The organism is Polynucleobacter sp. AP-Nino-20-G2 (genome assembly GCF_018688235.1).
In the GTDB taxonomy this organism is placed as follows: Bacteria; Pseudomonadota; Gammaproteobacteria; order Burkholderiales; family Burkholderiaceae; genus Polynucleobacter.
In genome coordinates, this window is the sequence record NZ_CP061313.1 from 1,899,616 (window position 1) to 1,915,460 (window position 15,845).

The 15,845-nt window shown below is 47.8% G+C and carries 16 protein-coding genes; 9 read left to right on the plus strand and 7 right to left on the minus strand.

The features are described 5' to 3' along the window. The first annotated feature begins 4 nt into the window (after nucleotides 1-4). Together FD960_RS09865 and FD960_RS09870 are read left to right on the plus strand one after the other, a co-directional pair. The gene (locus tag FD960_RS09865; protein ID WP_215299053.1) at nucleotides 5-802 is read left to right on the plus strand and encodes a biotin--[acetyl-CoA-carboxylase] ligase; all 798 of its coding nucleotides are present in this window, start codon (nucleotides 5-7) and stop codon (nucleotides 800-802) included. Beyond that, on the plus strand, nucleotides 802-1,623 hold the full coding sequence (locus FD960_RS09870; protein ID WP_215299055.1) for a type III pantothenate kinase: 822 nt from the start codon (nucleotides 802-804) through the stop codon (nucleotides 1,621-1,623). The genes FD960_RS09865 and FD960_RS09870 overlap by 1 nt, the downstream gene beginning before the upstream one ends. Nucleotides 1,624-1,644: 21 nt before the next feature. On the opposite strand, the gene rfaE2 is transcribed toward FD960_RS09870, so the two are convergent. Beyond that, nucleotides 1,645-2,136 (minus strand): D-glycero-beta-D-manno-heptose 1-phosphate adenylyltransferase, encoded by a 492-nt coding sequence (rfaE2, locus tag FD960_RS09875; RefSeq protein ID WP_215299057.1) that lies wholly within the window; start codon nucleotides 2,134-2,136, stop codon nucleotides 1,645-1,647. Nucleotides 2,137-2,226: 90 nt separating this feature from the next. On the opposite strand from rfaE2, the gene FD960_RS09880 reads away from it, so the two are divergent. Genes FD960_RS09880 through FD960_RS09900 form a run of 5 tightly spaced genes read left to right on the plus strand, consistent with a single transcriptional unit; the run spans nucleotide 2,227 to nucleotide 7,044 of the window. Then, on the plus strand, nucleotides 2,227-2,805 hold the full coding sequence (locus FD960_RS09880) for a glutathione peroxidase (protein ID WP_215299058.1): 579 nt from the start codon (nucleotides 2,227-2,229) through the stop codon (nucleotides 2,803-2,805). Further along, nucleotides 2,805-4,193, plus strand: a complete 1,389-nt coding sequence (locus tag FD960_RS09885) for an NAD(P)/FAD-dependent oxidoreductase (protein WP_215299060.1) — start codon at nucleotides 2,805-2,807, stop codon at nucleotides 4,191-4,193. Before FD960_RS09880 ends, FD960_RS09885 begins: the two co-directional genes overlap by 1 nt. Continuing rightward, the gene (locus FD960_RS09890) at nucleotides 4,194-4,979 is read left to right on the plus strand and encodes a DUF1365 domain-containing protein (RefSeq protein WP_215299062.1); all 786 of its coding nucleotides are present in this window, start codon (nucleotides 4,194-4,196) and stop codon (nucleotides 4,977-4,979) included. Then, nucleotides 4,976-6,271 (plus strand): cyclopropane-fatty-acyl-phospholipid synthase family protein, encoded by a 1,296-nt coding sequence (locus FD960_RS09895; RefSeq protein ID WP_215299063.1) that lies wholly within the window; start codon nucleotides 4,976-4,978, stop codon nucleotides 6,269-6,271. The genes FD960_RS09890 and FD960_RS09895 overlap by 4 nt, the downstream gene beginning before the upstream one ends. After that, nucleotides 6,268-7,044 (plus strand): SDR family oxidoreductase, encoded by a 777-nt coding sequence (locus FD960_RS09900; protein WP_215299065.1) that lies wholly within the window; start codon nucleotides 6,268-6,270, stop codon nucleotides 7,042-7,044. The genes FD960_RS09895 and FD960_RS09900 overlap by 4 nt, the downstream gene beginning before the upstream one ends. Nucleotides 7,045-7,051: 7 nt before the next feature. Here FD960_RS09900 and FD960_RS09905 read toward each other — a convergent pair whose 3' ends face one another. The 3 genes from FD960_RS09905 to argS are packed head-to-tail and all read right to left on the minus strand — an operon-like array spanning nucleotide 7,052 to nucleotide 10,111. Further along, nucleotides 7,052-7,708, minus strand: a complete 657-nt coding sequence (locus FD960_RS09905; protein WP_215299066.1) for a thiol:disulfide interchange protein DsbA/DsbL — start codon at nucleotides 7,706-7,708, stop codon at nucleotides 7,052-7,054. Beyond that, the gene (locus FD960_RS09910) at nucleotides 7,705-8,313 is read right to left on the minus strand and encodes an SPOR domain-containing protein (RefSeq protein WP_215299067.1); all 609 of its coding nucleotides are present in this window, start codon (nucleotides 8,311-8,313) and stop codon (nucleotides 7,705-7,707) included. The genes FD960_RS09905 and FD960_RS09910 overlap by 4 nt, the downstream gene beginning before the upstream one ends. 52 nt (nucleotides 8,314-8,365) lie before the next feature. Beyond that, a complete protein-coding gene (gene argS, locus FD960_RS09915; RefSeq protein WP_215299069.1) occupies nucleotides 8,366-10,111 on the minus strand; it encodes an arginine--tRNA ligase in 1,746 nt (581 codons plus the stop codon). Between the two features lie 35 nt (nucleotides 10,112-10,146). Here argS and FD960_RS09920 point away from each other — a divergent pair, with 35 nt between their 5' ends. Continuing rightward, complete coding sequence (locus tag FD960_RS09920) at nucleotides 10,147-10,464, plus strand: DUF1840 domain-containing protein (RefSeq protein ID WP_215299071.1); 318 nt, start codon at nucleotides 10,147-10,149, stop codon at nucleotides 10,462-10,464. Nucleotides 10,465-10,497: 33 nt separating this feature from the next. Here the strand turns inward: FD960_RS09920 and metH are convergent, their stop codons facing one another. Further along, nucleotides 10,498-13,251, minus strand: coding sequence for a methionine synthase (metH, locus tag FD960_RS09925; RefSeq protein ID WP_215299073.1), 2,754 nt, complete (start codon nucleotides 13,249-13,251; stop codon nucleotides 10,498-10,500). Continuing rightward, entirely contained in the window at nucleotides 13,248-14,312 is a 1,065-nt protein-coding gene (locus tag FD960_RS09930; RefSeq protein WP_215299075.1) for a homocysteine S-methyltransferase family protein, read from the minus strand. The genes metH and FD960_RS09930 overlap by 4 nt, the downstream gene beginning before the upstream one ends. A 77-nt stretch (nucleotides 14,313-14,389) precedes the next feature. Between FD960_RS09930 and FD960_RS09935 the strand changes: the two genes are divergently transcribed. Further along, complete coding sequence (locus tag FD960_RS09935; protein ID WP_215299076.1) at nucleotides 14,390-14,836, plus strand: PhaM family polyhydroxyalkanoate granule multifunctional regulatory protein; 447 nt, start codon at nucleotides 14,390-14,392, stop codon at nucleotides 14,834-14,836. Here the strand turns inward: FD960_RS09935 and FD960_RS09940 are convergent. Beyond that, the gene (locus FD960_RS09940) at nucleotides 14,748-15,833 is read right to left on the minus strand and encodes an MBL fold metallo-hydrolase (protein ID WP_215299077.1); all 1,086 of its coding nucleotides are present in this window, start codon (nucleotides 15,831-15,833) and stop codon (nucleotides 14,748-14,750) included. The genes FD960_RS09935 and FD960_RS09940 overlap by 89 nt on opposite strands. Nucleotides 15,834-15,845: the final 12 nt, after the last annotated feature.

Here is a 15,845-nt window from a genome sequence, read left to right on the forward strand (position 1 = left end):
AGAAATGAGCTGGAATTGCATCCTAGAACGTGTCGCCAAAACGAAATCTACCAACGATGATTTGTTAGAGAGATGGCGTACTGGCGAATTAATTGACCCAGTCGCCAGAATTGCCCATGAACAGACCGCAGGTAAAGGCAGAGCTGGGAGGGTTTGGTTAGCTAACCCCAGTGACACCCTGTGCTTCTCATTGGCATACCCCTTTCAATGTCGCCCGAACGAGCTAAGCGGCCTTAGTCTGGTAATTGGGATGGCAGTGATTTCTGGCATCGCAGCAGCCCTCCATCTCAACCCTGCTGAATTGCATCAACGCGGCTTGAGACTCAAATGGCCAAATGATCTCCTTCTCAATAACGCCAAACTAGGCGGCATCCTCATTGAAGGCGGCCAAACAAGCCCGACTGCGCCCACATGGATGATCATCGGTGTCGGCCTGAACTTGCGACATGCTGATGTAATTGAAAAAAATTTAGAGGACATCCATTCCTTCGGAGTGGCGGCATTGGATCAGCTTATTTCTGACCGAAAAACCCTCCCTGACAATGAATTCATTTGGCTAAAACTCATTGAATCCTTTGAAAAACATCTTACCGATTTTGAGCGCCATGGATTTACGCACTTTAAGAACACCTGGGCACAGTGGGATGCGTTTCATGAGCAAGCAGTCTCCATTTCGGGCGCCGGCAAAGAGACGATCTTTGGCATCTCAGCAGGAGTAGATGACACTGGCGCATTACTATTAAGTCAATCCAATAAAACTATTGCCATTCATGCGGGCGATGTTTCTCTGCGAGTTCAATGATGAGTTTGTATTTATTATTCGATGTGGGAAATACTCGCCTGAAATGGGCGGCGGTTGAGTCCACGCAAAATATTGCCGACCGCAATAAAAAACTCTGGGCCTATTCCGGATCCATTAGTAGTAAATCATTGGAATCTCTTGAGCTACGCGCGGAGTTATCTGACTACATTGCAAAAACCTTGCCAAAGCCCGATGCCATTGGATATTGCTGTGTAGCAGGCGATGCCGCTATTGAAAATCTTCAAGCTCTTTTTCCTCAATGGAAAGATAGTGCGTGGAAGCAACTAAAAGGTGACAGCCCTTATCAAGGCATGCGCACTCTGTATGAAGATCCCGCCAAACTGGGAGCTGATCGCTGGGCAGCCCTCATTGGCGCAAGGGCGCTATCGAGCACCAACACCTTAATGATTAACGCTGGTACTGCCACAACAATTGATTTATTAGGCGGCAATGGCGTTCATTACGGCGGCTGGATTTTGCCAGGACTGAGTTTGATGCAAGAGAGTTTGCGCAGCAACACTGCTCAACTTCCCTTGGCTGAACGCACGGATACTGCAGCGCTACAAGCAAGCTTTGGCATATCAACTAATGAGGCAATTATTGGCGGATGCGATGCGGCACAGATTGGAGCAATACTACGCGCAGCTCATTTGGCAAAAGAAATGCATCACCCTGTTGAGCGTATTTGGATTGATGGCGGGAATGCCAAGATTCTGACAAATGAAATTCAGAAATTTCCAGAACTCAACATGCTGCCGGTAGAGTCCATTGAAGGACTGGTACTGCGTGGCCTATGGGCCTGGCTACTTCAAAATCTTTAAAAAGCAGTAGCTTGATCCGTATTACTGAGTGCGGATCTTGCCCAAAAGAGTCGTCGTAGATCGCTCATACAAGAATGGAATGGCAATGGCTTTTCCACCCCATGTTTTCACTAGACGCGTTTCTTCCAGGGAATCAATTTCATAATCTCCGCCCTTGACATAGATATCTGGACGAATTTTGGCAATTAAGCTTACCGGGGTTTGCTCAGTGAACAATATTGTCAAATCCACACTAGCTAGCGCAGCCAATAGAGCCTGGCGATCAGCCTCAGTGTTAATTGGGCGATCATCCCCTTTACCCAGCATCTTGACCGAAGCATCGGAGTTCACGCCCACCACAAGGCTTGCTCCTAATTCACGGGCCTGAGCCAAATAACTAGCATGTCCGCGATGGAGGATATCGAATACGCCATTAGTGAATACTAGCGGCCTTGGGAGCTCAGCAATCCGGGCATCCAAATCCGCTGGAGAGCACACCTTGGACTCAAAAGAAGGTAAAGGTAATGAAGTCATAACGCAATATTAATAGTATTAAGTCTCGCCCAACGATATTTGCCAGAATGTCTTAGACTTGGGCATCCCCGCCCACCTAAAAGGTTCAACATGATTCGTAATTTGGCTCGCTGCTTACTAGCCCTGCTTTTGTTAGTCCCTACACTGGAATTCGCCCAAGCCGCACCCCCCGCTTCTGCTAGCTGCAGCCCACTTTTGTCCCATACCTTTCCAAGATTGCAGGACGAAACGCCACAAAGTCTATGCCAATACCAAGGTAAGGTAGTTCTGGTCGTCAATACAGCCAGCTTTTGCGGATTTACCAGCCAATATGAGGGGCTCGAGCAACTCTATGCCAAATATAAAGATCGCGGCTTTGTGGTTCTGGGATTTCCATCCAATGATTTTGGACAACAAGAGCCAGGCAGTAATAAGGAAATTGCGGACTTCTGTAAGAACACCTACGACGTGAAGTTCCCGATGTTTGCAAAAAGTTCAGTCAGCGGCAATAACCCAAACCCGCTGTTTAAAATGTTGATTGCCAAAACTGGCACTAGTCCAAAATGGAATTTTTACAAATACCTGATTGATCGCCGTGGCAATGCAGTCGACTCATTCGGAAGTGTGACCAAACCCACCAGCAGCAGCCTTACTGCGGAAATTGAGAAATTGCTTGGAGAAAAAATTTAGTGAGTAAGAAAAAAGTTGCCATTATTGGTGCAGGGATTTCTGGTCTGGGGTGCGCATACGCACTTCGTCAACACCCCGATCTAGACATCACGATATTTGAAGGCGGCAATCATATTGGCGGCCATAGCAATACAGTCGACTTCACGCTAGATACCCCTCAGGGATCAATTACACACGGAATTGATACAGGTTTTTTAGTGTTCAATCGCAAAACATATCCCCGCCTCGTTCGCCTGTTTGAAGAAATTGGAGTTCCTATTGCGCCATCGGAAATGTCATTTTCCGTTTCGATTGATGCCACCCAAAAAGCAGGGCATCAGAAAAAAATTGAGTGGGCCGGCAATGATCTCAATTCCTTCTTTGGTCAACGATCCAATCTCTTCTCCCTCTCTTTCTGGAGAATGGCTTACGACATTTTGCGTTTTAATCGTCTAGCCACTAGATTGGCAGAGGAGCAAATCTCCGCAAAGTTGGAGTACTCCGAACCAGATGAATGCATTAAAGACTTTTTAGATCGCAATCGCTTTAGTGCCAGCTTTAGAGAAAATTATTTCTTGCCTATGATTGGAGCGATCTGGTCATGCTCAGTTGAGCAGATGCTCGAGTTCCCGATTCAGACAATGGTGCGCTTCTGTCATAACCATGGGCTTTTACAAATTCAGAATCGCCCTCAATGGTTAACCGTGCGGGGCGGATCGCGAGAATACGTCAAACTCTTGGTTTCCGCTTTAGAAAAACATCACGTCAAAATCGTGCGCGAGTCTGTCAATCGAGTCAACGCTAGTCACGCAGACGGCCATCAGGCGGAAGTCATTAGTCAGTCTGGATCGCACTGGTTTGATGAGGTCATCATGGCTTGCCATAGCGATCAATCGCTTGAGTTGGTGCATGGCATTAGCCAAGACGCTCGTAATATTTTAGCGTCAGTCCCCTATCAAAAGAATCGCGCTATCTTGCATACGGATACCCATTTTTTACCTACAACAGAACGGTGTTGGGCAGCATGGAATTACACCGCCAAGTCTGGAGCAACTCCCACAGCGCAACAGCATGTCAGCGTAAATTACCTGATCAATCGCTTGCAGCCCTTGCCCGAAGGGCTACAGAGTACGCAAATCATTGTTAGCCTGAATCCACTCACAGAACCAGATCACCGTCTCGTGCATCAAGAAATTCATTACTCACATCCAGTGTTCGATATGCGGGCCGTGCAAGCACAAAAGGAACTGCCACTAATTCAAGGCAACTCCTCTATTTGGTATTGCGGCGCATGGACAGGGTTTGGCTTTCACGAAGACGGTCTTCGCTCTGGAGAGCTGGTTGCTAAAGACCTCATCGAATCTATTCACTCCCACACCGCCCTCGGCTCAACCCAAGATGCTCAATAAATGACTGGTGCGACGATTAACTTTGGAGTGGTAAAGCATCGACGCTTTCGTCCAGCATCGAATACCTTTGGTTATGGCGTCTTTACGATTTCCATTCCTATGCGGGCTAGAAATGCAAACAAGTCATTGCTTAGCAAGCAGGGTTTGGCCGATAACCGCTTCGGGCTATTTTCATTCTTCGATAGTGACCATGGCACAGGAAATCAAGATAGCCTCGCTTGGATTGAGAAGATTCTGCTAGAGAATCAGATTGGCCAGGTTGACGGGGAAATTTGGTTACAAACTTTTCCGCGAGTGCTGGGCTATGTATTCAACCCCGTCAGCTTCTGGATTTGCACAAGATCTAATGGGGCAGTTCAAGCGGTCTTGGCCGAAGTAAATAATACTTTTGGAGAGCGCCACTGCTACCTTCTTCACCATGACTCCGGCAAACCTCTTCAATCTGGTGAAACTTTAACGAGCAAGAAAGTTTTTCATGTCTCCCCTTTCTGCGATGTACAAGGTGAGTATCACTTTCGTTTTTTATTCCCCCAAGATAGCAAATCACAATCAAATACTGTGTGCCGAATTGAACTCCATGAAAACGGCCTCCCACTCATCAACACCAGCATTAGCGGTGTAGCAGAGCCATTAAATAAACGAGTCCTTTACTTAGCTTTTCTGCGCTACCCCCTAATGAGTCTGGGCGTCATTGGACGGATTCATTGGCAAGCATTGAAATTATGGTTAAAAGGTGTACCCTTTTATTCAAAACCAACACCGCCAGCAATTGAGGTTACCCGATGAACCGCCCCGGTCAATCACTCCTATCAAGACTCAGTTTTTCCCGCGCTTCTGTGCGCGAAACCCAATCTCAGCGCTATCGCCTTAGTACCGAAACCATCCTGGGTCTTTTGTCACAGTTACGTAGCGGCCACCTTCTCTTAACCCTTCCAAATCATGAAACAAAAGAATTTGGAAATCGCGCAGATAAACTCCATGCGGAAATTCAGATACTCGACTGGTCGGTATTTAAACAAGTTCTATCCCATGGCGATATTGGGTTTGCAGAAAGCTATATCCGAGGCCATTGGAACTCTCCAGACTTAAAAGCTGTTCTAGAACTGGCAATTCGAAATCGCGTCATTCTAGAAAAAGCAATTTATGGAAATTGGCTTGGATCACTCATCTACCGACTCAAACATTGGCTAAGAGATAACTCCAAATCTGGTAGTCGTAAAAATATTCACGCTCACTACGACTTAGGAAATGCCTTCTACACATTGTGGCTTGATCCAACGATGAGCTATTCCAGTGCGTGGTTTTCTGAAGGCGAAAAACAATCTCTTCAAGAAGCGCAACGAGCTAAGATACGGCGCATCCTTGACTCCATTCAAGCAAAACCGAATGACAGATTGCTTGAAGTAGGTTGCGGCTGGGGTGGCTTTATGGAAGAAGCCTTACGCAATGGCAATCAAATTACCGGCCTCACTTTATCGACCGAACAAAAAACTTTTGCAGATATCAGGCTTGAACAGGTATCAGCAGAAATTGGTAAGCGCGAACAATTTGAAGTGCGCCTTCAAGACTATCGAGATTGTGCCGAGGAGTTTGATGGAATCGCCTCAGTTGAAATGTTTGAGGCAGTGGGAGAGAATCACTGGGGCGAATACTTCCAAACCATTGCCAAGCGTCTTAAGGCGGGCGGACGAGCCTGCATTCAAACTATCATTATTGCGGAAGAATTATTTGACCGTTATCGCCAAAGCACGGACTTTATCCAGCAGTATGTTTTCCCAGGAGGGATGCTGCCATCGCCCTCGAAATTTAAAGCGGCGGCGGCAAGCGCTGGCCTTGAGGTGGAGGCAGAATTTGCTTTTGGTACTGATTATGCAAAGACTCTTTGCCTTTGGCGTGACAGCTTTAATCAAAAGCTGGAAGACATCTATCGCCTAGGCTTTGATGAGGCCTTTGTCCGCCTCTGGAATTTCTATCTCATGTATTGTGCTGCTGGGTTTTCCGAGAAATCCATTGATGTGGTGCAATTCACCTTAAAACATCAATCACCAAAACGATCTAGCGATCAACTAAGCTCATGAAGCAAAAAGGGATTGAGAGTTACCAAGGTAAGCGCATTTGGGTGATCGGCGCCTCTAGCGGCATTGGTGAGGCCTGCGCAAAATCGCTATTAAAGGCAGGTGCAAGAGTAGCCCTCTCCAGCCGTCGCGCCGAGCGCTTAGATGCATTGGCACATTCAGCCCCCAATTCCAATAGCCTTGTACTTCCGCTGGATATTACCCACGTAGAGCAGCTAGATAGCGCATATGGCAAGATTGTAGAAAGTTGGGGTGGCATGGATCTACTGCTCTTTGTCTCAGGCGTATACACCCCGCTACGAGCAGATGAGTTTGACTTCAATGTGGCGTACAAAACGATCGATGCCAACCTCCTCGGACCGATGCGCGCCGTCTCTATCGTTTTACCTGAGATGATTAAAAATCATTCGGGCCACATTGCAATTGTTGGAAGCGTTGCTGGTTACAGTGGTCTACCAAAGGCATTGGCTTATGGACCCAGTAAAGCCGGCATTATCAATTTCTGCGAAACCTTGTACTACGATCTGCTTCCGCAAGGAGTTAGCGTGCACATGATTTCACCTGGATTTGTGGCAACGGAAGCTACGGCGCAAAATGATTTTGAAATGCCGGCACTCATTACAGCCGATGAGGCAGCGACTGAGATTCTAGATGGGATTCAGAAAGGGAAATTTGATATTCATTTCCCGAAACAGTTTTCAGGATTCTTAAAATTTCTCAGAATCCTGCCCTACCCGCTTTACTTCTGGATTGTGCGTCGCTTCGTTAAGATCTAAAGCGAGATTATTTGTATTTGTCCTTGCGGATTTTTTGCTCTAGATAATCCATCACCAAAATTGCCTTGGCTTTGGTGCCCGCAATCGATGGTGAAGTCACATAACGACCTTGCATCACAATGGTTGGCACACCATCAATGCGATAGGCATCGGCCAACTGTCTTGCTGCACGAGCCTTGGAAACTACCGCAAACGAACGATAAGTAGCTAAGAAGCTATTACGGTCAATACCTTGAGAGGCAACCCAATCGGCAATCTCATTTTCAGTCATGAGGCGCTTATTCTCTTTATGCATGGCATACATCACTTTTTCATTCAGGGCATCACCCTTGCCCATGGCTTCAAGAGCGTAAAACAACTGGCTGTGCGGCAAAAAGTCATCGCGGAACGCCACTGGAACCCTACGGAACACCACATCTTTAGGTTGGCGCTTTACCCACGCACTGAGCTCAGGCTCAAAGTCATAACAATGTGGGCAGCCATACCAAAAGAACTCAATGACCTCGACCTTGCCTTTGGTATCAACAGGTTGCGCAACCGGAAGAATGCGGTAATCAAAGCCCTCTTCAATCTTTGGACTCTGGGCGCTTACGACACCTGAAATAGAAACTGCAACACATAAGGCTGCAACTGAAAGTAGCGCTCTTTTGGATAATGAAATCATGATTTGCTTGATTTAATAACGGTTGGTTTAATTCCCATGCCATTGAGTTTATCTCGCACGGGATTGCTCTCTTCAACACTGTTGTAGGGTCCAACACGAACTCGCCACAAGGTGATGCCCTCGCTACTCACTTCACTCAGTTGGGATTGAATGCCCTGAATAGCCAAATTTGCTTTTTGAGCATCCGCATCAGCCCGTTTATTAAACGCGCCTACCTGCAAGAAGTAGATTGCATCCGCCTTAGCCACAGGTGCAGCAGATATCTCCGCAGACTTCTTGCCAGCAGCAAGATCGCCAATCGGATCAGGGGCAGCAGCAGGCGCAGGAGATTTGCCTTGCAACGGTTTGTTTAAATCCAATGGCTCTGCTGGGGTGGAAGCTTCGCCATCACTTGCTGGCGCAGATTTAATGGTTAAGGGCAGATTAGGGGCTCTTACACCTGGACGTTCCTGAGGTGTGTTCTTGGACAAGTAAAAGGCAATCACAAACGCAACGCCCAGACCAACGCCCAGACCCAATATGAAGCCCAAGATGGTGCCGCCATACTCTGGGCTTGAAGCATCTACCCTTGGAATGAAGCTGGCTTGTTGATTCGTTTTTTTCATCGTGTCCCCATCCTTCATTGTCACCGCCTATATGCCACAAAGCATCCGCAACTTACATCTTAGCGGGTGCCGACACTCCCAATACTTTTAAACCATTTTCAAGCACTTGGCGCGTCGCTGAGAGCAAGGCCAAACGGGCTAATTTTAGGGCTGGATCGTCGACTAGAACGCGATCAGCGTTATAGAAGGTGTGGAAATCCCCAGCCAAATCGCGCAAGTAAAAAGCTAAAGCGTGTGGCGCCAAGCCTGCTGCTGCATCCGTCAACATCTCTGGATACTCGGCTAAGCGGCGCAATAAATGATCTGAAGCTTTGCTTTGCAATAGGGATAAATCCGCCTCTTTAAGATCCGAAGCTTGACCGCCCCATTGACTCAAAATAGAACAAATGCGTGCATGGGCATATTGCACATAGAACACGGGGTTTTCATCGTTTTGCTGCAGAGCTAAATCCACATCGAATACAAACTCAGTATCAGCCTTGCGAGAGATCAAGAAGAAACGCACCGCATCTCGGCCACGTTGCAACGCTAATTCACGCTCATCAGGAGTCATCTCCGGAGTAACGCCGCCAGACCACTCCACTAAATCACGCACAGTGACATAGGATCCTGCGCGCTTAGAAATTTTTACCTCTTCGCCATGACGCATCACCGTCACCATCTTATGCAAAACATAATCAGGATAGGTTTTAGGAATATCCCAACCGCGCTTCTGCGCCACGCCCTGTAGGCCTGAGCGCACGCGAGCGATAGTTCCATGGTGATCGCTACCCTGGACGTTAATGACTTTTTCGAAGCCGCGATTCCACTTGCTGGTGTGATATGCCACATCAGGAACAAAGTAAGTAAAGCTACCATCCGACTTGCGCATGACACGATCTTTATCATCGCCATCATCAGTTGTCTTGAGCCAAAGCGCGCCCTCAGATTCATAAGTCTTGCCGATACTTTGCAAGTCTTGAACAATTTGCGCAACGCTTCCATCGGTGTACAAAGAAGATTCTAAGTAGTAGCAGTCGAACTTCACGCCAAATGTTTTTAAATCAATGTCTTGCTCATTACGCAGATAAGCCACTGCAAACTGACGAATGGCTTCAATTTTTTCTGCATCCGACAAATCATCGCGATAGCCAGGAGCCGCTTTATAAGCACTCGCAATTTCAGCAATGTATTCACCGTTGTAAGCACTTTCTGGCCAAGTAGCATCACCTGGTTTCAAGCCATTTAAACGCGCCTGAACAGAAAGCGCCAAATTGGCAATCTGTACACCAGCATCGTTGTAATAAAACTCGCGATGCACTTTAATACCTTGCGTTGCCAATAAATTGGCCAGAGCATCACCAAGCGCAGCTTGACGACCGTGACCAACATGCAAAGGGCCTGTTGGATTGGCGGAGACAAACTCAATCATGGCACTTGCTACAGGCGCAGATCCGGGTTTGAGTTGGCCAAACTGAGCGCCGGCCGATAAGACCTCCTGAACTACAGTTGTTTTAGCGGCATTGCTCAAGCGGAAATTCATAAATCCTGGGCCGGCGATTTCGCAAGCAGCGATCAAATCTCCGTAACCAGGCTGCTGCTGCAAACGCTCAACTAGCGCCTGAGCCAGCTCTCGAGGATTGAGCTTCCAAGCTTTAGAAAGCTGGAGGGCGATATTGCAGGCGACATCGCCATGGTCAACAGCCTTTGGACGCTCCAAGCGAGGCTGCGGCGCCTCTCCCAAACCACGCTCTTGCGCCAAACCCTGCAAGGCGGCACCGAGCATCTCAATTAAACGATTTTTATTAGTTAACAACATAGATAAGTGAGTTTATCAGGTGGTAAGCTATCGAAATGATCTATCAATTTCGCTCAAAAGCGGGTCCTGACGTCATCATGCTGGCCGATCTGACCCAACGGATCTTTGATATTTTGGGGCGCCCATTAGAGCCCAGGGGGATTTTGACGATTGAGCAACTGCCAAGCCTAATCACCGCCCTAGAAACCGCTATTTTGAAAGACCTCGAAGAGCGAGCAAAAAGCAATGAAGCTGGCCAAGAAAATACTGAAAAGCCGAAATTAGCCGATAGATTGGGGCAACGCGCCTATCCTTTTCTAGAGCTCATGAAACAGGCCAAAGCCAAAGATGAGCCAGTGATGTGGGGCGTTTAACGCTACCTACCCCACCCCACAAGGCAACCCTACCTAATCAATCGAGCTCGCCAACTGCCGGCGCACATCCTCGATTGACTCTCCACGACGCTGCGCAAGGTCTTCTAATTGATCAGCTGAAACTTTGCCAACATTGAAGTACCGTGCATCTGGATGGGCCAAATAAAAACCGCTCACACTAGATGCAGGATTCATCGCCATGGATTCCGTTAAGGTCATGCCAATATCCTCAGACCCAATGACGCGCAATAAGTCCTTCTTCACTTCATGCGCAGGACAAGCAGGGTAACCAGGCGCAGGGCGAATACCACGGTACTCCTCATTAATCATCTGATCATTGGTCAGAATCTCATCAGTGGCATAGCCCCATAAATCTGTACGCACACGGTGGTGCATGAGCTCTGCAAATGCTTCGGCTAAACGATCCGCTAAAGATTGCAGCATGATCGCGCTGTAGTCATCATTCTTAGCGCGGAACTCAGCAGCCTTTTTCTCAACACCATGGCCCGTAGTGACTGCAAAGCAACCCAGGTAATCAGCAACGCCAGAATCTTTTGGGGCGACATAATCAGCTAGGCAACGATTCGGACGGCGTACACCATCCACTACTGGACGCTCCGCTTGCTGACGCAAGTTATGCCAAACAAAGAGCGGGTGCTCGCGCGCTTCATCACTGTATAAAACAATGTCATCACCAATAGTATTGGCAGGATAAAAAGCAACAACCGCATCGGCCTGTAGCCACTGACCCTTAATTAATTTGTCGAGCAGTACCTGAGCATCGCCAAATACTTTACGAGCCTCAACACCAACCACTTCGTCATCCAAGATTGCTGGAAACTTACCAGCCAAATCCCAAGTTTGGAAAAAAGGAGTCCAGTCAATGTACTTAGCGATATCACTTAAAGCGAAATTTTTAAAGACGCGGCGCCCAATAAATTTTGGCCTCTCGGGGACGTAAGATGCCCAATCAATCAACTCGCGATTTTTACGTGCCGCCTCCAATGAAATCGTTGGCGTTGCTTTCTTATTCGCATGTTGCTCTCGAATACGCGCATAGTCATCACGTAATTCTTGGATGAATTTCTTCGCACTCTCATCGGAGAGTAGGCTAGAAGCCACGGATACAGAACGTGAAGCGTCTGGCACATAGACTACAGGACCGTCATAGTGTGGCGCGATTTTGACAGCAGTATGAACACGTGAAGTGGTTGCGCCACCAATCATCAATGGAATCTGGCGTTCACGGAAGTAATCATCGCGTTGCATCTCTTGGGCAACATAAGTCATTTCTTCGAGTGACGGAGTGATCAAACCAGAAAGGCCAACAATATCTGCCTTCTCTTCCTTGGCGCGTTTTAGGATTTCCGCACAAGGAACCATCACACCCATATTAGCTACTTCAAAGTTATTACACTGCAAGACTACAGTCACAATATTTTTACCAATATCGTGGACGTCGCCCTTCACAGTAGCCATCACAATCTTGCCCTTAGCTTTCGCCTCGCCACCCGCGGCAATATGTAAGCGCTTCTCTTCCTCAATATACGGAATCAAGATTGCCACCGCTTGTTTCATCACACGCGCGCTTTTCACTACTTGCGGCAAGAACATCTTTCCGGCGCCGAATAGATCGCCGACGACATTCATACCATCCATGAGTGGGCCCTCAATCACTTCAATCGGCCTACCGCCTGCGCCCATAATTTGCGCACGCAACTCTTCAGTATCTTCTTCAATGAAAGTAGTAATGCCGTGCACCAATGCATGGGTTAAGCGCTCACGTACAGGGCCCTCACGCCACGCCAGATTCTCAACCTGTTTTGCGCCACCACCCTTAAATTGATCAGCAATATCCAGCAAGCGCTCGGTGGGAGTTTTACCTTCTTTTTCTTTGAAGCGATTCAGGACAACGTCCTCAACGCGCTCACGCAACTCGGGATCTAGATCAGCATAGACACCAAGCTGGCCAGCATTAACGATACCCATGTCCATGCCGGCTTGAACAGCGTGATACAGAAATACTGTGTGAATAGCTTCGCGCACGCGATCATTACCGCGGAAGGAGAAGCTCACATTGGATACGCCACCGCTTACTTTTGCGCCGGGAAGATTTTCTTTAATCCAACGAGTAGCATTAATGAAGTCAACCGCATAGTTGTCGTGCTCTTCAATACCAGTCGCAATGGCAAAGATGTTGGGATCAAAAATAATGTCTTCCGCAGGGAAGCCGATTTCATTCACGAGAATGTCATAGCAACGCTGACAAATTTCTGTCTTACGTTTAAAAGTATCGGCTTGACCTACCTCATCAAATGCCATCACTACAGAGGCAGCACCATAACGACGAATTAATCGCGCCTGCTTTCTGAATGGCTCTTCGCCCTCTTTTAAAGAAATCGAATTAACAATTGGCTTACCCTGAATACATTTCAGGCCTGCTTCAATGACGCTCCACTTGGAAGAATCAATCATGATTGGTACGCGAGCGATATCTGGCTCTGAAGCAATCAGATTCAAGAAGCGCGTCATGGCAGCTTCGGAATCCAACATGGCTTCGTCCATATTGATGTCGATAACCTGCGCGCCATTCTCAACCTGCTGCCTTGCTACCGCAAGAGCTTCATCAAATTGATTATTGAGAATCATGCGAGCGAACGCTTTTGATCCAGTAACGTTAGTACGCTCACCGATATTTACAAAACCGACATCAGGAGTGACGTTAAAAGGCTCTAAGCCAGAAAGCTTCATAGCTGGCATAATTTTGGAATTCTTCGCGTTACTCATGCTGACACCTCGGCGCTCTCACGGTAGAAGGCGCGTGGCTTGCGCTTAGCTACTGCATTGGCAATCGCACGAATATGGTCGGGAGTAGTTCCACAACAACCGCCCACTAAATTTACGAGTCCGTCTTTTGCGAAACCATCTACCAGACTGGAAGTAATTTCTGGCGTCTCATCAAAACCAGTGTCGCTCATTGGATTTGGCAAACCAGCATTGGGATAACAAGAAACAGCAGCATCACAAATACGAGCAAGCTCGGCAATGTAAGGGCGCATCAGTGCGGCACCTAATGCGCAGTTCAAACCAAAAGTCAGTGGCTTAATGTGGCGCAAGCTGTTCCAGAATGCCTCTACAGTTTGACCAGACAAAATACGGCCAGATGCATCAGTCACCGTCCCAGAAATCATCACCGGCAAACGTTCACCAGTCTCTTCAAAGAATTCATCTAAGGCAAATAGTGCAGCTTTAGCATTGAGCGTATCGAAAATGGTCTCCACCAAAAACAAATCAACACCACCCTCATAGAGACCTTCAATCTGTTCACGATAAGAGGCGCGTAAGGCATCAAAAGTAACATTGCGTGCACCTGGATCATTTACATCTGGAGAAATGCTGGCCGTCTTTGGTGTTGGTCCAATTGCGCCCGCTGCAAAACGCGGCTTATCTGGAGTGCTGTACTTTTCACAAGCAGCTCGAGCCAATTGAGCGGAGATGACATTCATCTCACGCGCCAGGCCAGCCATCTTGTAATCCTCTTGGGCGACAGAAGTCGCGCCAAAAGTATTGGTTTCAATAATGTCAGCGCCAGCATCGAGATATTGCTCATGAATCTTGCTAATAATGTGAGGCTGGGTTAGCACCAATAATTCGTTATTGCCCTTGATATCGCCCGGATGATTAGCAAAGCGTGTATTGGTGGGTAGACCCCGGTAGTCGGCTTCATTGAGCTTGTATTGCTGAATCATGGTGCCCATAGCGCCATCCAAAATCAGAATACGTTGCTTTAGGAGCTCGGGAAGCGCCTGACCGCGGGTGTAAGGCTGGGATAAACCATTAGATTGCATTGCTTAACCGGGATTAATCTCTAGAATCTCCTATTGTATTGGCAATAAGCCACTTTTATCTAACCCGGAGCCCCCCTATGTTTGGAACTATCCCAGAATTCAATCAAAGCCTTGAAATGATGAAAACCATGTGGGGTCAAGGAGCGGCTGGGCAGGCGCCAGGTCAGTTTCCCTTTACAACGGACGCCTCAAAGGCCGCAGGGGGATTTGGTGCAGCATTTCCAGGTCTTGATACCGACGAACTGGAGAAGCGCATCAAGGATCTGAAGAGTGTTGAAAATTGGCTAAACCTCAATCTCAATATCCTGAAATCCACCATTCAGGGGCTTGAAGTGCAGCATGCCACTATGATGGCTCTCAAATCCTTTGGAGATGCGGTTTCCGCCTCAGCTGCAGCGGCTACTGGAACAGGCGAAACGTCTGGGACAAAGGCTGCTAAACCACGCAAAACCGCAACACGCCGTCGTCGCAAAGCTGGCGATTCAACTTTCCTCGACGAAGTAGGTAATTCAGATGAGCGATAGCCTCGCCCATGGCGAACGTCATTTGGTGAATATCTAATTCACGCCTAAACAAAACCGGCACTATCTCACGAGCAGTAGCCGGTTTTTTACATGCCCCAAGGGTATCGGCCAAGCGCTCATCATGATGCGTCTTGAGTTGTTCAATGCGTGGCTTCATTCCCGTAAATGGCTTGCCATGAGAAGGTAGCACTAGAGTGTCGTCCGGCAAAGGTAAATATCGATCAAGCGAGCTGAGATAGAGCCCTAAAGGATCTGCATCAGGATCAGCATCATAGACGCTCACGTTAGTAGAAATGCGCGGCAACAACATATCCCCTGAAATTAATACGCCAAGCGCCTTGCAAAATAAAGATGCATGTTCAGGTGCGTGCCCAAATCCCATGATGACTTGCCACTCATGTCCGCCAATCAAAATCATTTCGCCATCCATGATGCGTCGATATTGGCGCGGCACTCCCGGAACCATATTGCTGTAGTAATTAGAACGCGCCCGAATTTTTTCCAAATCTTCTGGCGCGTTTAATCCATGCTTCTGAAAATGATCTGCGGAGCCTCCGCTACCAGCACGCGCACCAATTGCTGCACCACCCTCTTTATGACTAAGCCACTGCGCAGTCAAATAGTCCGTCATTGAAATCCAGAGAGGTACATTCCACTTTTCACACAACCACTGTGAGAGTCCCACATGGTCGGGATGCATATGGGTAACGATGACTCGCAATATTGGAAAACCGTCTAATTGTGTAGTAAAGATCTGCTCCCATGCAGCCTTAGTCTCATCATTAGCGATGCCACAATCAACAATGGTCCAACCCTCAACACCCTCATACACATCGCGCAAGAGCCATAAATTGATATGGTCCAAGGCGAAAGGTAGACGCATCCGCAACCAACGAACCCCAGGCGCAAGCTCAATAGCTGTGCCGACTTCCGGCAAAGTCTCAGCTAAGGGATAATGAATAGGGCTAGCAGCACTGGATTGATTTTTGGTATTCATCTATCTTTATCT

What these genes read in the sequence shown, in the direction of transcription:
- FD960_RS09895 (WP_215299063.1), top strand. Translation starts at nt 4,976, where the DNA reads ATGAACCGCCCCGGTCAATCACTCCTATCAAGACTCAGTTTTTCCCGC.
- FD960_RS09865 (WP_215299053.1), top strand. Translation starts at nt 5, where the DNA reads ATGAGCTGGAATTGCATCCTAGAACGTGTCGCCAAAACGAAATCTACC.
- FD960_RS09940 (WP_215299077.1), bottom strand. Translation starts at nt 15,833, where the DNA reads ATGAATACCAAAAATCAATCCAGTGCTGCTAGCCCTATTCATTATCCC.
- FD960_RS09870 (WP_215299055.1), top strand. Translation starts at nt 802, where the DNA reads ATGAGTTTGTATTTATTATTCGATGTGGGAAATACTCGCCTGAAATGG.
- FD960_RS09920 (WP_215299071.1), top strand. Translation starts at nt 10,147, where the DNA reads ATGATCTATCAATTTCGCTCAAAAGCGGGTCCTGACGTCATCATGCTG.
- FD960_RS09930 (WP_215299075.1), bottom strand. Translation starts at nt 14,312, where the DNA reads ATGCAATCTAATGGTTTATCCCAGCCTTACACCCGCGGTCAGGCGCTT.
- FD960_RS09905 (WP_215299066.1), bottom strand. Translation starts at nt 7,708, where the DNA reads ATGATTTCATTATCCAAAAGAGCGCTACTTTCAGTTGCAGCCTTATGT.
- rfaE2 (WP_215299057.1), bottom strand. Translation starts at nt 2,136, where the DNA reads ATGACTTCATTACCTTTACCTTCTTTTGAGTCCAAGGTGTGCTCTCCA.
- FD960_RS09900 (WP_215299065.1), top strand. Translation starts at nt 6,268, where the DNA reads ATGAAGCAAAAAGGGATTGAGAGTTACCAAGGTAAGCGCATTTGGGTG.
- FD960_RS09910 (WP_215299067.1), bottom strand. Translation starts at nt 8,313, where the DNA reads ATGAAAAAAACGAATCAACAAGCCAGCTTCATTCCAAGGGTAGATGCT.
- FD960_RS09880 (WP_215299058.1), top strand. Translation starts at nt 2,227, where the DNA reads ATGATTCGTAATTTGGCTCGCTGCTTACTAGCCCTGCTTTTGTTAGTC.
- metH (WP_215299073.1), bottom strand. Translation starts at nt 13,251, where the DNA reads ATGAGTAACGCGAAGAATTCCAAAATTATGCCAGCTATGAAGCTTTCT.
- FD960_RS09890 (WP_215299062.1), top strand. Translation starts at nt 4,194, where the DNA reads ATGACTGGTGCGACGATTAACTTTGGAGTGGTAAAGCATCGACGCTTT.
- FD960_RS09935 (WP_215299076.1), top strand. Translation starts at nt 14,390, where the DNA reads ATGTTTGGAACTATCCCAGAATTCAATCAAAGCCTTGAAATGATGAAA.
- argS (WP_215299069.1), bottom strand. Translation starts at nt 10,111, where the DNA reads ATGTTGTTAACTAATAAAAATCGTTTAATTGAGATGCTCGGTGCCGCC.